Origin of the sequence: Blastomonas fulva (assembly GCF_003431825.1) — a bacterium.
In the GTDB taxonomy this organism is placed as follows: Bacteria; Pseudomonadota; Alphaproteobacteria; order Sphingomonadales; family Sphingomonadaceae; genus Blastomonas; species Blastomonas fulva.
In genome coordinates, this window is record NZ_CP020083.1 from 227,378 (window position 1) to 242,163 (window position 14,786).

The 14,786-nt window shown below is 62.0% G+C and carries 15 protein-coding genes; all 15 read right to left on the reverse strand.

Annotation, left to right across the window (positions count from 1 at the left end; all coding sequences use genetic code 11):
• Positions 1–471: 471 nt before the first annotated feature.
• Complete coding sequence (locus tag B5J99_RS20020; RefSeq protein WP_117351192.1) at positions 472–1,242, reverse strand: transglycosylase SLT domain-containing protein; 771 nt, start codon at positions 1,240–1,242, stop codon at positions 472–474.
• Between the two features lie 3 nt (positions 1,243–1,245).
• Positions 1,246–1,578: a DUF736 domain-containing protein gene (locus B5J99_RS01125; protein WP_117351193.1), complete on the reverse strand. Its 333-nt coding sequence runs from the start codon at positions 1,576–1,578 to the stop codon at positions 1,246–1,248.
• Positions 1,575–2,165, reverse strand: a complete 591-nt coding sequence (locus B5J99_RS01130) for a S26 family signal peptidase (RefSeq protein ID WP_117351194.1) — start codon at positions 2,163–2,165, stop codon at positions 1,575–1,577. Before B5J99_RS01130 ends, B5J99_RS01125 begins: the two co-directional genes overlap by 4 nt.
• Positions 2,162–2,665, reverse strand: a complete 504-nt coding sequence (locus tag B5J99_RS01135) for a DUF2840 domain-containing protein (protein WP_245991703.1) — start codon at positions 2,663–2,665, stop codon at positions 2,162–2,164. The genes B5J99_RS01130 and B5J99_RS01135 overlap by 4 nt, the downstream gene beginning before the upstream one ends.
• Positions 2,666–2,786: 121 nt before the next feature.
• Complete coding sequence (locus B5J99_RS01140; protein ID WP_117351195.1) at positions 2,787–3,029, reverse strand: helix-turn-helix transcriptional regulator; 243 nt, start codon at positions 3,027–3,029, stop codon at positions 2,787–2,789.
• Positions 3,030–3,086: 57 nt separating this feature from the next.
• Positions 3,087–3,704, reverse strand: coding sequence for a DNA -binding domain-containing protein (locus tag B5J99_RS01145; RefSeq protein WP_162892397.1), 618 nt, complete (start codon positions 3,702–3,704; stop codon positions 3,087–3,089).
• Positions 3,705–3,714: 10 nt separating this feature from the next.
• Positions 3,715–3,906: a transcriptional regulator domain-containing protein gene (locus B5J99_RS01150; protein WP_117351197.1), complete on the reverse strand. Its 192-nt coding sequence runs from the start codon at positions 3,904–3,906 to the stop codon at positions 3,715–3,717.
• A gap of 146 nt (positions 3,907–4,052) precedes the next feature.
• Positions 4,053–4,370 (reverse strand): DUF736 domain-containing protein, encoded by a 318-nt coding sequence (locus tag B5J99_RS01155; RefSeq protein WP_117351198.1) that lies wholly within the window; start codon positions 4,368–4,370, stop codon positions 4,053–4,055.
• 854 nt (positions 4,371–5,224) lie between these two features.
• On the reverse strand, positions 5,225–5,389 hold the full coding sequence (locus B5J99_RS19440; protein ID WP_162892398.1) for a hypothetical protein: 165 nt from the start codon (positions 5,387–5,389) through the stop codon (positions 5,225–5,227).
• 480 nt (positions 5,390–5,869) lie between these two features.
• The gene (gene cobA / locus B5J99_RS01160; protein ID WP_117351199.1) at positions 5,870–6,688 is read right to left on the reverse strand and encodes a uroporphyrinogen-III C-methyltransferase; all 819 of its coding nucleotides are present in this window, start codon (positions 6,686–6,688) and stop codon (positions 5,870–5,872) included.
• Complete coding sequence (locus B5J99_RS01165) at positions 6,681–9,284, reverse strand: nitrate reductase (RefSeq protein WP_117351200.1); 2,604 nt, start codon at positions 9,282–9,284, stop codon at positions 6,681–6,683. Before B5J99_RS01165 ends, cobA begins: the two co-directional genes overlap by 8 nt.
• Positions 9,281–9,619 carry a nitrite reductase small subunit NirD gene (gene nirD, locus B5J99_RS01170; protein ID WP_211337859.1) on the reverse strand — a complete coding sequence of 113 codons (339 nt, stop codon included), beginning with the start codon at positions 9,617–9,619 and terminating at the stop codon, positions 9,281–9,283. Before nirD ends, B5J99_RS01165 begins: the two co-directional genes overlap by 4 nt.
• Positions 9,616–12,093 carry a nitrite reductase large subunit NirB gene (gene nirB / locus B5J99_RS01175; RefSeq protein WP_117351201.1) on the reverse strand — a complete coding sequence of 826 codons (2,478 nt, stop codon included), beginning with the start codon at positions 12,091–12,093 and terminating at the stop codon, positions 9,616–9,618. Before nirB ends, nirD begins: the two co-directional genes overlap by 4 nt.
• A gap of 14 nt (positions 12,094–12,107) precedes the next feature.
• On the reverse strand, positions 12,108–13,313 hold the full coding sequence (locus tag B5J99_RS01180) for an alginate export family protein (RefSeq protein ID WP_117351202.1): 1,206 nt from the start codon (positions 13,311–13,313) through the stop codon (positions 12,108–12,110).
• Positions 13,310–14,518 (reverse strand): nitrate/nitrite transporter, encoded by a 1,209-nt coding sequence (locus tag B5J99_RS01185; RefSeq protein WP_117351203.1) that lies wholly within the window; start codon positions 14,516–14,518, stop codon positions 13,310–13,312. Before B5J99_RS01185 ends, B5J99_RS01180 begins: the two co-directional genes overlap by 4 nt.
• Positions 14,519–14,786 lie beyond the last annotated feature (268 nt).

Here is a 14,786-nt window from a genome sequence, read left to right on the forward strand (position 1 = left end):
ATGTACTCTCGCCATCTGGCGCATATGCGTGTTTTCGGCGATTGGCGAATGCCGTTAACTCTGAGTGCACTCTCGAAAAGTGGCGGAAAAGCTGCATGCACATGTGCGTGAGGTGTGTATCCAAATTACGGGTCCGATGCGAAGCATCGCGGCCCTGCAACCTATCCAGACCAAGTGCCGGTTCGAACCTGGTCCTGGCCCTCCAACAATGGCCTGAAATTGCGCTCGGACCACCCGATGCCGGGCATGGGTCGCCAAGATTTTCGGTGGTCAGCGGCTCTTCGTTTGCCGGGCATCGCGCGCCCTGGGACGGAACATCCGCAACGTGCTGAATGATGGCGATGCCGCTCGAACGAAAGGGACCGGCGCGACGAAATCGAAGAACGGTCATGTGGTGTCCTCCTGACAAAAGGTCTGATGGAAACCGCTGCCAGTCAGAGCCCGTCGCACCTGTTGGGCGCAGGTCATCTGTCATGGCTGTCGCGGCGAAAGTGGCACGAACAGCCGATCGTTGTTCGCCCTCAGCTGCAATGGGAGTGCGTCAGGAAGCCCAGCGGATGTCGGGGTTGATTGCGTCTCTACAGCAGCTTCATAGGTCACACTGGCGCCTTGGTGTCGCGAAGCGAAGACTGGAGCATGACGCCAGGATTGCACCGTCACGGGTGGACCACTGACGATTAGAGCCGCTGCTGGCGTGCCGAGCGAAGGTGCGATTTTGGCCACGTAAATGCGCGTTTCGACGGGCAATCGGCGGCGGCTCATGCGATATTCATCCACCCGCCCTGGCCCTGCATTATAGGCGGCGAGCATAAGCGGGATGTCACCATAGCGGTCCCACATCATTCGCAGATATGCTGCACCGCCCAAGATGTTGGCGCGAACATCGAACGGGTCAGGACCGAGACCAAAGCGCGCACTGAGCGTAGTCCATGTGCGGGGCATGATCTGCATCAGCCCCATCGCACCTGCACGTGAAACCGCATACGATCTGCCTCCGCTTTCTGCGCGCATGACCGCCCATATCCAGTGCTCCGGGATGCCAAAGCGCTGTGAGGCTTCAGCAACAGGCTGCGCGTATGGATGTGACTTAATCGAGCCCGCTACAGGCGGTGACACTGCGGCGGGCATGGCTGCCGCGGACACTTCGGCTGCAAAAGCAATGCTGCAAAAGAATGATAGACCTCGCAGGCATACCGAAGGCTGCTGCATTCGCCTGTAAACGTTACGTCGTTGTGGCATCATGATTTATCTCGGATCGCGGGTCTTGGAACGCGACCAGAGTAAGTTCCAGACATCGTCGCCTGTACCTGCCCGGATCAGGATGGCACGCAATGGCTGCACGAAGCCCGGGTCATCCACCTGCAGCGCGACGTAGTTGCCGACACGCTTTCCAGTACGATTCCATCCGGCACCGATCTCGACGCCAGTGTCTGCATCGCCACGAAGCACGCGCCATTCTGGAGTATTTTCGCTCTCGTTCATCTCCGCAGGCACGAGCGTGACCTGTGCATCGAGCGCAAGCGTGCAAAGACGCCCCGAGTAGCGATCCTGTGTGAATTCAAAGCTGCCGATGATCATCGGTAATGCTCCTTTGCGGTAAGTTTCGAGGGCACTGGCTTGGTATCGCGCTGCCAGCGGAGCGGCTCGCCAGGTCCATTGCGGGTCAGCACTGGATGCGCGATGCCGACGACGCCGGAGGCAGGTACGGGACCGAAATAACGGCCGTCGAGGCTGTCGGCAGCCGGGTTGAGCAGGAACAGTTGGCCCGGCAAAATGCGGTGGCATCCTCGCCAGTCAGGCATTTTGCGGCCGACGCGGTCGCGCGCTCTGGCGGTTGACACAGGTACTGCGTCAATCGACACGATTGCGCTGGACCGGCAGACGCGCTGCCCGGGCAATGCTGCAACCTGCTTCAAAAGCGGGACACCACCAGGCAGATAACGGCGCTCTGCAATGAAGCGTGCTATGGCCGGTGGCGGCATCAGCACAACAAGATCACCGAGCGCGGGGACAGCATTGGCCTTGACACGGTAGAGCCCAATGGGTGCGCTGGCGCTCGCATTCCACAGAACGCGCGGATGCGGACCCACGAGCTCGACGCCGGCAAACGCACAACTGAACAGGCCTGCCCAGAGGCACGTTGCGCTGAAATACTTGCGGTTCATGGCTCGAGCACCTTGCGTCGCAGCCATTGCGCATGACGCGCAGCCGTATACGGCCGAATTGACAGTCCCGCATCCAGCCTGCTGCCGACATGGCGCCAGTGATCAGGTGACGCATCGCACGGATCGATGCCAGCCGCCTCCACCATGGCGATTGATTCAAGAACCCGTGCCACATTGGGCAATGTCTCTGCATGGAGCAGAACGTCGCCTCCAGGATGCACGGATGGCAGCGCCACGGATGACGCGCTGGAAGCAACGGTTTTGACGATCTGGATGCTCGCATGGGTCGTTCCAAAGTCGCTGGATATCCTGCAAGCAAGCGCGAAGACTGTGCCGGGACGAAACCCCGCTATGGATTTGTGCCGGGTCAGAACCTTTCGCACTGCAGCACGCCCAAAGCGTAGTGACTGTTCATAGCGCCCCTCGATCCAGGTCATTTCGATCTCGGTGAGCGCAGTGCAGTCCCGCCTGAGGCGGTTGCCGGACGAATGCACGCTCACGATCGGACTGCCGCATCTGAGTGTACGCGTGGCAGCGAGCCTGCTGGTGGACTGGAAACCGCGAAAGGACTGCGAAAGCCCCAAATCCTGGCGCTGGGGCCGATGAAGAGTTTACGACGCATCAGCGGCGCACCGGGCGCGCTGGATGAACGGTGCCGTTGCCGGGATCCGACGTCGAGCGTCGCCGGCCAATCTCGGCCCATGCATCCAGATCCTCGATCGCATAGACGATCCGTCCACCCAGCTTCCGATACATCGGACCGGTGCCGTAGCAGCGATGCTTTTCTAGAGTGCGTGCAGAAAGCCCCAGACGCAAGGCGGCGTCGGGGGTCTTAAGAAAATGGGGGCCAGAATAGGCGTTCACTTGCGGCTCCTTCCAGTCATGTCAGCGGGCAATGTCTTTGCCGCGCTGCCTGGAGCGTTATGGGGGGAAGCTGGAGGGGGCAGGAGCGGCTGAAAGCAGACGCTGTTTTTGTCGCCCCTCCGCTCCTGTCAGAAGCATCCGGTAGCCGCCGTTAATCATCGCCTTGGCCTCGGCGATAAGGCGCTGTGTCCTGCGTCTGTGCGAGGAAGATTTCCATTCAGCGCCGCGAGCAACGCTCATTCCAGGGTAGATGCGCCGGAAGGCAAGCTCATGCGTGGTCAGGGATTTGCCCCCCGGGGTCACCGCAAGATCAAGGATGTCCAAAAGGAGCTGGAGCCGGTGACGCTGAAACTCGGTCGGACGCGGCACGCAAGCCGCGCTTGTGTCCGTGCCGTCGACGTTCAGTCCATCGAAGCACGCAGATGCCCGGTAACGGAGCGCAGCCAGACTATCCCGTGGAACGACACAGGCCAGTGGCAATCCGGGATCGTCGGCCAGCAGGCAGATCCGGTGCATCATTTGACCATCGCTCAGGACCAAATGATGCCCAGAGGCGAGCTTTTGCTGGGTCAGGACATGTGGCCGTGATGCCAGTTTCAGCGGTGAGCAGTCCGAAATGCCTTGAGGCGCCGCATCAAGGATGATGACAAAGCCGCAGGCGTGCGCTGCCCACAAAGCAGGTGCTTCAGTTGACCGGAGATAAGGCGAACACGGGAAAGCTCAGGCCCCAGCGCTGGGCCATTTCCTCCTGCTCAACACGGTGGACTGTGCGCCTGCCGGTCATCACCTCGCGGTATTCCTTGCGATAGACTGGATTGCGGCGCAAGAATTCCTGGGCGAACCCGGGGAAGTCCATCGCGATCTGCACAGTCTGCATTGTCCTGGCCTCGCCTGCTTTGGCTGACTCCGAAAGAGTCGGCCAGCATCGCGATCGGGCGAGGTTCGGCCATTCCGAGCTTGCAGGATGGTGGTCCCTACAATCTGGTATCCCGCCCGGCGCGAGGCCGGGCGGGACCCGACCAGTCAGTCGCCGGCCCGGCGGGTCTGGCGTGTCCAGACCAGGTCATGCGCGTCACCTTCCCCCTCAAAGAGCTGGGCAAAGATCGGTGCCGCAAAGCTGGGGTCATCGAGCTTGACCGACAGGTAGGGGCGCTTGTCCTGCGAGGTCTTTTCCCAGGCTGCGCCAACTTCGGTCTCACCAATGTAGACGCGGTGGCTGGGAGCGTTGCTGCTGGGGTTTTCTTCCGGAGTGATACGGACCGACTTGGCCTGGACCGAAAGCGTGGTGATCTGGCCGCGATATTCGCCGGCGATCTTTTGGAATGAACCAATTCTTGCCATGATGATTTCCTTTCCTGATGGTCGAGCCGCACCAGCGCGGTCTCGATGCGCATCGTCCGCCAGCAAGGGATGAGCGCTGCAGCCGAATGGCCTGGAGCGGATGCGAAGGACGGCGGGACTGCGACTTTCTTGGTTCGCGAGGAACGGCGGCACGCCGGGGGAAGAAAGTTGTCAAGAGCGCCGTTGCGGCAAGCTCAGCCAGCGCAAGCGTCTTGCTGGCAGATCGCGCATCTAACGAGATCGTGCAGGTGCGGCTACGATGATGGACAGGCGGGATCAGGCAAGCTCGTCGAAAACACAAGCTGGCTAAGGCGAGCTATCTCCCACGTTCCCTTTGGGAAAATCGGATTTGCGCTTTCGCAACACCCCGGATCGCTGCAGCACGACGCTGGGGAATACCGACAATTGCCCTGGCAGAATTGACGCAATGCAGGTATCGCTACTAGTCGTGACGCACCTTCTGCCTTTCAGCGCAGATTGCTTTTCTGACGACCATTTTGTAGCGAGCAGGCCCGGTCCATGCTGATGGCGCGCATTGCCCGGTGAACGGCCCCACACGCAGGATGATCACTCTGCTTCTCGGGACACAGTACAGGCGGCGCTCTTGATGGAAAAATCGTACGCAACAGCTAGGCCGAGTCTTCGATCTGACAGACAGCAAAGTGCCCGCACATGGGAGCATGTCGTCCAGGAAAACCACCCTGCCCCCATCTGACCGTCCAGCCTTCACCCTGCAAACCATTTTCGACCCCAACGAATTGCTCCATGCCGAAAATTGCGAGCGTTTGATCGAGCAAGCACAATATTCAGGGCCGCTATCCAAGAGGACACCGGCCCTGATGAGACTAACGGAATCACCGATTGAATGGATCATATTCGCAGATGATCATGCTGGGATCACCGTCGAATTCTGCAAGCGGCATAACCGAATAACCTGCGCTGGTTTCGATGAGGACGATGACAGTCATCATCGTGCGGGCCAGGTTCCAGGCGAGCGATTGGGCGGTAGAAAGTGGCATCGGTAAAGCTTCTGTCTCCGGAGCGGGGCAATTCCCGCTCGACAGTCGCCCCGCCGGTCGGGGTCAGGCTGCAATCACCGCAGCAAAGCTGCGGCCACACGCAATGCGTAGTGGACCCTTTACGGGTTGATTGAGGGAGGCCTGACCTCGTGCCCAGGGATCAGCGGCATTTAGAGCAGGTATTGGTTCGATCCGGCAGAGGCGATTATCCCCCGCATGCTGCCGAAAATGTGCCGGAGGCTGAGTAGCGGGTTCAAGTACAGTTCTTGGAACGCTGCCATCGATCCGTAAATTAGGGCAGCGTCAGCTGGCGACCCACACCCGGTCGTTCCGATGTGGCCGCAGGAATGTCAGCTTACGTCGTAACCGGTCACTCGAACGTGTGACAGCTGCCAGGTGGGTAGAATTGGTCGACACTCTCGCCATCTATATAGTTCACCGATTGTCTAGCGAGGGTGCGGCAGACGCGCTGTTCCAACTTTATGCGCGGATGCGGACTTTGGGGGGCGGCGCAATATCCGTCGGCAGATCGAGCCATTCTGAACTCAAATCAGCCGTTTCAGCATGGGCATGGGTCACGTCACCCACCAGCAGCAACGCCGGGTCCCTGTCACCGACCGCTGCCATCAGCAAAGCCAGACCGTCAAGACGACCACGGATCAGGCGCTCGTGGGGCGATGAGACGTTGACCGCGATCAGGATGGGCGTGCTCGGCAGCAACCCTTTGGCTATCAGTTGCTCTGCAATATGCGGTGCAGCGGCACGGCCCATATAGATCGCAAGTGTCGTTTGTTCTCCCGCGATCGCTGACCAGTGGATGTCAGTTTGGCCATTCCCGCAGCCTTGCGCCGTGATGAACGTGAGCGCCCTCGTGCTGCCGCGTCTGGTCAGCGAGAACACTCCTGAAGCTGCCGCTGCACTGGCGGCGGTGATCCCCGGGCACACCTGAACGCGTATGCCCTTGGCCTGCAGTGCATCGAGCTCCTCGGTCATCCGTCCGAACACCGCAGGATCGCCGCCCTTTAGCCGAACGACGCGGTGACCGTTATGCGCGGATTTTACCAGAAGGCCGTTGATTGCGGGCTGGGACATCGAGTGCCGCCCTGACCGTTTGCCCACAGGCACTTGCATCACCTGTCTGGGGATAAGATCGAGGATTTCCTGACTGACCAGTGCATCGTGGAACACGATTGAAGCCATTGCCAGCAGCCGTTCGGCCTTGCGGGTCAGCAGATCGGGATCGCCTGGGCCAGCGCCCACCAGCCAGACATCGCCGGAGCCAAAACTTATGTCAGCCATGGGCTGCCTCCTTGTGTTGCTTGATCAACCGCTGGATTGCGGGTTTGCATGAGCCGCAGTTGGTGCCGGCAGACAACGCAGCCCCAACCGCCTCGGTGGTCATCAACCGCTGGCTCGCGATGGCCTTGGTCAGCGTGATCGTGCCGATGTCGAAGCAGCTGCAGACAATCGCGCCGCGATCGGGCGCGGGTATAGCAGAGCGCCCGGCCAGCAGTTCGGTCGCGCTGGCTTCAGAGACCCCAAGCTGAGCAATCAACCACTCGCGCCTGGGAAGCCGCTGGAGCGGACCGATGTAAAGAGCCGCCACGACCACGCCGTCGCGCAGGATGGCAAACCGGTGCTGACCGTGCGCGCCGTCATGGCTTTCGATGCGTTCGCCGCGCGGCAGAACCCGCTTGGCGAACGCCAGTGGATCGCCATCGCCTGCCAGCTCGACTAGCCACCCGGCCTTGGTTCGCACCTTGGTGGCATAGCTGGATGGCAAAGGATCAGGCAGTACCGACGCGATGAGAAACCCGTGCCAGTCGGCGGCAAATGGCGAGATGCGCGCCGGTGCGTTCTTGAACCCAGGCTGCCCCGAATGCGGATCGGTCAGTGCGCGGGCGAGCACGCCGGTGCGCCCACCGCTCGATTGCTGGCCGGTCCAATGGATCGGCACGAACAGTTCGCCGCGACGTTGCCCATCGCTGATGCTGACCCTGTATACGCTGCTGCCCTGCGGGGTTGCCACGAGCGCCAACCCGCCATCAGACAGGCCGTGCGCCAGAGCATCTTCGGCCTGGATTTCAACCAGCGGTTCCTGCCGATGCTGGCCGAGCCGTGCGCTGAGCCCGGTGCGGGTCATGGTATGCCACTGGTCACGATAGCGCCCGGTGTTGAGCGTCAATGGCCAGGCCTTGAGCGGCTTGCCAAGCTCCATCTGTGAAACAGGCACCAGCCGCGCCTTGCCGTCGGGCGTTGAAAATCGGCCATCGGCAAAGGCGTCTCCGCCCCAGCGCCAGGGTTGCATCGCGTTATAGGCAAGGTTGGAGATAGCCGCATGGCAGCCGATGTCGAACACCCTTTTTCCGGCATTCTGATATGTAGAGAGGCGGGCATGCTCGCGGTAAATGTCGGCAGGACTGTCAAAGCTGAACGCCTCGCGCCAGCCCATCGCGCGCGCGACCTGCTTGATGATCCACCAGTCTGGCCTTGCCTCGCCCGCAGCCGGCAGGAACGCGCGCTGGCGACTGATCACCCGTTCGGAGTTGGTGACCGTGCCATCTTTTTCGCCCCAGCCGGTGGCGGGCAGCTTCACATGCGCATAGGCACTGGTGTCGGTATTCGCGATGCAATCGGAAACGACCACAAACGGGCATGCGGCCAATGCTTCGCGCACTGTGCCTGCGTCGGGGAGCGATACAGCCGGGTTGGTGGCCATGATCCAAACTGCCTTGACCCGCCCCTCCCCGATCGCGCGGAACAGATCGACGGCTTTGAGGCCCGGTTTGGCCGCAATATTGGGCGAGGCCCAGAACCGGCGGACGAGACTGCGGTTTTCAGGCGCGAAATCCATGTGCGAGGCCAGCGTGGTCGCCAGCCCGCCAACCTCGCGCCCACCCATTGCATTGGGTTGGCCGGTGATCGAGAACGGAGCCGCACCGGGCTTGCCGATGCGGCCTGTCGCCAGATGCAGATTGAGGATCGCATTGACCTGGTCGGTGCCGCGGATCGACTGGTTAATACCCTGGCTGAACATCGTGACAGTGCGCGGATGCGCGGCGAACAGATCGAACAGCGCCTGGACATCGGCAGGCGGCAGATCGCAGCTGCGGGCGACCGACCACAGGTCATGGTCGTGCTCAAGGCTTTCCCAGAAGCCATCGGGGACAAAGACTCTTCGGTCGATGTAATCGCGATCAATCAGCCCCTCGCGCATCGCAAAGGCCAAGAGGCCATTCATCAGCGCGACGTCGCTTCCGGGTCGCAACGCCAGGTGCAGATCGGCATCCGCGCAGGTTTCTGTGCGGCGCGGATCGATCACCACCAGCTTTGTGCCGCGTGCCGCCCGCGCGGCCATGATCCGCTGATAGATTACCGGATGGCACCAGGCGGTGTTCGATCCGACCAGTATGATAAGGTCCGCCGCATCGAGATCATTGTAGCTCGCCGGTACGATGTCCTCGCCAAAGGCGCGCATGTGCCCAGCGACCGCGCTCGACATGCATAGCCGCGAATTGGTGTCGATATTGGCCGATCCGATAAAGCCCTTCATCAGCTTGTTGGCGACGTAATAGTCCTCGGTCAGCAGCTGGCCCGATACGTAGAATGCGACGCTATCCGGGCCGTATTGCTCGATCGTGCGGCGAAACTGGCGCGCGACATGCGCAATGGTCTTGTCCCAGCTCGCCTGCTTTCCACCGATTTCAGGTTGCAGCAGACGGCCTTCATGGCTGAGCGTCTCGCCCAGATGGGTGCCCTTGGAGCACAGCCGTCCGGCGTTTGCCGGATGTTCTGGATCACCAACAATCGCTGCGCTTTGGCCATCGGCAGCAGGCGTGGCGAGGACGCCGCAACCGACACCGCAATAGGCACAGGTGGTGCGCGTTGCGTTCACGCCGCCAACCGCAGCGCCGCGGCCCGCTCGATCAGGATGCGCCCGCTGTGAACCTCCACCGGAATGGTTGGCGTACAGCCTTTGTCTGTTCCCTGCGCCTCGCCAGTCGCAAGGCTGATAACCCAGTTGTGCAGCGGGCACGTCACGCTGTCGCCATGGACGATGCCCTGGCTCAGCGGGCCGTGCTTGTGCGGACAGCGGTTGACCAGCGCGTAGATGCGCCCCGATCCAGTGCGGAACACCGCAATTTCCTCGCCGCCCGCCACCTTGACGGCGCGCGATCCGCGTAGAGGCACGTCTTCCACGCTGCCCACATCAATCCATTGCGGCATCATGCTGAAACCCCTTCCATCTGCGGGATCGGCCGGAATTCGGCCATCGGACGGTGCAGGTTGCGCTCTGCGCCAGCAGCGCGCTCTGCCCACGGATCATCCTGGCTGAACGATTGCGCCACCCAGAAGCGTGCCGCCAGCGCATCGCGCCCCTCCACATCGTCGATCAACAGGGCACGCAGCCACTCCATCCCCATCCGCTCGATCCAGGGCGCGGTGCGTTCCAGATAGCGGGCATGTTCGCGGTAGAGCTGGACGAAAGCGGCGGCCATGTGGATCGCCTCTTCCTCGGTGGCGACCTTGCACAGCAGGTCGGTGCCTCGCAGGTGGATACCGCCATTGCCGCCGACATGCAGCTCGTAGCCGCTGTCGACGCAGATCACGCCGAAGTCCTTGATCGTCGCCTCGGCGCAATTGCGCGGGCAGCCGCTGACTGCCATCTTGAACTTGTGCGGCATCCAGCTGCCCCAGAACTTGCGCTCCAGCTTGACACCCAGCCCGGTCGAATCCTGAGTACCGAAGCGGCACCATTCGCTGCCGACGCAGGTCTTCACCGTGCGCAGCGCCTTCCCATAAGCGTGGCCCGAAACCATCCCGGCGGCATTCAAATCGGCCCAGACAGCGGGCAGATCCTCCTTCTTGATGCCGAAGATGTCGAGTCGCTGGCCGCCTGTGACCTTGACCATTGGCGCATCGTATTTCTCGACGACATCGGCGATGGCGCGCAATTCTTTCGGGTTGGTCAACCCGCCCCACATCCGGGGAACCACTGAATAGGTGCCGTCCTTCTGGATGTTGGCGTGCATCCGTTCGTTGACGAAGCGGCTCTGCTGGTCATCGACATATTCGCCAGGCCAGGCACACAGCAGGTAATAATTGAGCGCGGGACGGCACGACGCACAGCCATCGGGGGTGGACCAGTGCAGGTCCTGCATCACCTGCGGGATGTGACGAAAGCCGCGATCGACGATCAGCGCGCGCACCTCGTCGTGGGTGAAGCTGGTGCATTTGCACATCGGCTTGGCGGTGCGTTCGCCCGCATATTCATCGCCCAGGCTGATCGCGAGGAGCGTCTCGACCAGGCCGGTGCACGACCCGCAACTCGCCGATGCCTTGCAGGTGGCGCGCACCGCATCGAGCGTGCCTGCACCGTCTGCAATACATGCTGCGACCTGACCCTTGCTGACGCCGTTGCAGCCGCACACTTCCGCATCATCGGACAGCGCTGCAACGGCGGCCTTAGGGTCCGCTTGCCCCTCTCCAGAGGCGAAGGCCTGGCCGAAGATCAACGCATCGCGGATCTCGGTCACGTCTTCGGATCGCTTGAGGAGGTCGAAATACCAGTTGCCATCGGCGGTGTCGCCATAGAGCACTGCACCAACCACGCGGTCGTCTTTCACCACCACGCGCTTGTAGACCCCGCGCGCAGCATCGCGCAGCACGATGTCTTCTGCGCCATCGCCGCCAGCAAAATCGCCTGCCGAAAACACATCGATGCCGGAGACCTTGAGCTTGGTTGCGGTGACCGACCCTTCATAGCTGTTCGCTTTACCGGTGAGGCCATCGGCGAGCGCGCGGCACATCTCCCAGATCGGCGCTACCAGGCCATAGACCTGCCCGCGATGTTCGACGCATTCGCCTACCGCAAGGATCGCCGGATCGCTGGTCACCATCTGGTCATCGACCAATATCGCGCGATTGACGGCGAGCCCTGCCTCTTTTGCAAGTTTCACATTCGGACGGATACCCGCCGCCATCACCACCAGGCTGGCCGGAATGTTGCGCCCGTCGGTCAGACGCACACCTTCGACCTTGCCCTCTCCAAGTATTTCCGCCGTGTTGGCGCCTGTCAAAATTGTCTGACCGCGGCCCTCCAGCGCGGCTTTCAGCAGCCACCCTGCCGCTTCGTCGAGCTGACGCTCCATCAGCGTATCCATCAGGTGAATGACGGTGACCTGCATACCCCGCAAGGCGAGCCCATGGGCCGCCTCCAGGCCAAGCAGGCCACCGCCGATCACCACGGCATCCCCCCCCAGGGCGGCCGTGTGAACCATCATGTCGACATCCGCCATATCGCGGAACGAGACGACGCCAGGCAGATCCTTGCCCGGTACCGGGATGATGAACGGGTCCGATCCGGTGGCGATCAGCAGCCGGTCGTAGTGCGCCACCCGCCCCGACTGCGCAGTCACCGTCTGCGCTTCGCGGTCGATGGCGATAACCAGATCGCTGACCACCAGATCGATGCCGTGGTCGGCATACCAGCTGCGGTCGTTGATCACGATCTCGTCGAAAGACTTCTCGCCCGCCAGCAGCGGAGAGAGCATGATGCGGTTGTAGTTCACATGCGGTTCGGCACCGAAGATGGTGATGCGGAAGCGGTGCGGATCGCGCGCCAGCACCTCTTCCACCGCGCGGCACCCGGCCATGCCGTTGCCGATAACTACCAGATTTTCGCGCAGATGTTCGCGGTCCATGCCAGTTTCCCTTGTCACAGCGTATAGTCCATTTGCAGCCAAAGCCTGCGGGTGTCGGTGCCAAACTGCTGGGCGCGGTAATCGGCGTATTTGACCAGCAGGCCGATGTTCCTGGTCAGCTTGAAGGTCGCTTGCGCGTTCCATTCATCGCCATAATCCTGGTCCAGCCGGTCGCTATCGAAGCGGTGGTAGATGACCGAGAGATTCACCGGGCCGCGCGGCGTCGGCAGGGCGTAGCCGAGCCCGGCATAGGCATCGCGCAGGCCATTGGCGGGCGTCGTGAGGAACAAGTCGGCCCAGCCGTTGAACTTGTGCGCGGTGGCCAGTGGCGTCTGGAAGCTGGTGAAGGCCCGGCCAGACGATGCGCCGAGCACCTCATAGCCGCCTGTCAGCGTAAAGCCGTGCGCGCCCAGTTGCGCCTCGCCCAGCCAATAATCGGCCGAGTAGGTGTTGGCGTTGCCCTTGTAGTCGCTCTGCCGGGCAAAGCTGGCGACAATGCCCAGCTTCAGCTTCGGCGAGAGCGCAAACGATCCGTTGGCGCGCACACCATAGGTCTGACTGGAGAACTGCCGCCGTCCCGCCTGATCCTGATCGATCAGATAGGCAAAGCCTTTAATCGCGACCGGTCCCGCCTTGCCGCCCAGCTGGGCCAGCACGTTTTCACCGCCGATGGATTGCAACGGGCTGTCGATGCCGAAGATGCTGCGCAGCGACCAGCTATAGGTGATGTCGGCAGCAAGAGGCCCAAGCGCAGAACTTTCCAGCCGCACCGCATCATAGGTCTGCTCGTTCTGCCGCCACAGCACCGTGCCGACGAACCTCTGGTCGTCGAGGTTGATGCGCTGGCGACCGAAGGTGATCACCGTCTTGGGCAGACCGCGATACTGGAGCTGGAGACGGTTCAGTTCGATCGTTTCAGGATCGGCAACCACCGGAAACGCGGTCCGGCCATTGACCGCGCTGTTATAGTCACCGTTGATCGCCAGCGTCGCTTCGGCCTCGGCGAGCACCGACCACGGCCCGCTCTTCGCCTCAATGCCGCTGCGCATCCTGAACGTCAGCGCATCGGCCTGCTGCGCCTTGCCCTGCTGATCGACACCCTCATAGCGCAGGCGGGCATCGATCAGTGGGGTGAGCTTGAGCGGGTCAGCCAGCGCGGGACTGGCAGCCGAGGCGGCGACAACCGCCCCGGCCAGGATCATGCAGGCGCGCGCCTTCATATCCGCGCGCCTTCAAGGTCGGTTGTCCAGGTCGCGCGCCAGCGGGTCTTGACGCTGACCAGGCTGGCAAAGGCAACCAATGCAAGCCCGGCAAAGATCAGGAAGCCCCATTGCGGACTGCCGGTCAGCTGCTTGGCCAGCCCCAGCGACGAGGCGAGGTAGAAACCGCCGACGCCCCCTGCAAAGCCGACCAAACCGGTCATCACGCCGATTTCATCCTTGAACCGCTGAGGCACCAGCTGGAACACCGCGCCATTGCCTGCCCCCAGCGCCAGCATCGCACAAACGAACAGGGCAAGTGCAAGGCCTACGGTCGAAGGACCGAAGCTGATCGCGATGAGAACGGCGGCGGCGATGAGATACACCGCCATTAGCGTTTTGGTGCCGCCGATCCGGTCAGCGAGCGCGCCGCCCATCGGACGGACGAGTGATCCGGCAAACACGCACGCCGCAGTGCAATAACCAGCCACCACCGGGGTCAGTGCGAACTCATCGACGAAGTAGATGGAAAGCGATGCGGCAAGGCCGACGAAACCGCCGAACGTCACGCCGTAAAACAGCATGAACCACCACGCATCGGCCTTTTTGAGTGGCTCAAGATAGGCGAAGATCGACTTGGGCGCGGGAGGGTTTGGCGCATCCTTGGCCAGCACCATGTAGATGAAGAACGTGATCGCCAGCGGGATGCAGGCGAGGCCCAGAACCGCGTTCCAGCCGAACGCCTTGGCCAGTAGCGGCGCGAACAATGCGGCCAGCACCGTACCCGAATTGCCCATGCCGGCGATGCCCAGCGCGGTCCCCTGATGCTCGGCGGGATACCAGCGGCTCGCCAGCGGCAGTGCCACAGCAAAGCTTGCACCAGCAAAGCCCAGGATCACGCCCAGCGCCACGGTGCCGCCGAAGCTGTTCACCCCCAACATCCAGGCCGTTGCCAGTCCGCCGATGACGATCAGCTGGCCGATGGCGCCGGTGGACTTGGGGCCAATCTTGTCGACCAGCACGCCGTTGACCAGCCGCAGTACCGCGCCTGCCAGCGTCGGTATGGCAACCATCAGACCTTTCTGGGCATCATTCAGCCCCAGATCGACTGCGATCATCGGTGCCAGCGGGCCGAGCAGAACCCAGACCATGAACGCCAGATCGAAATATAAGAACGCCGCAAACAGCGTCGGGCGGTGTCCCGCCGACCAGAAACCCTTGTTCATGATAAACCCCTTGAATGGTGCCGCGCGGAAAATCCGTTCGGCTGGTTGAACCGAGCGCATACGCCGGGGCTTGTTGGCCGAGGCGCAGGGGGGAGCACGCGGTGATGGTGGAGAAGCAGCGAGACAGCGCTCGCGAAGGAAGCGACAAGGCAGCTGACGATGACCGCGCCCGAAGGGTGGGCAATTCCATCTGTCAATCTGGCGGAATGAACCGTCAAAGCCATGCTCCTTTCAGACACGAAAAAAGCCGCCTCGAAGCGCGGTCATC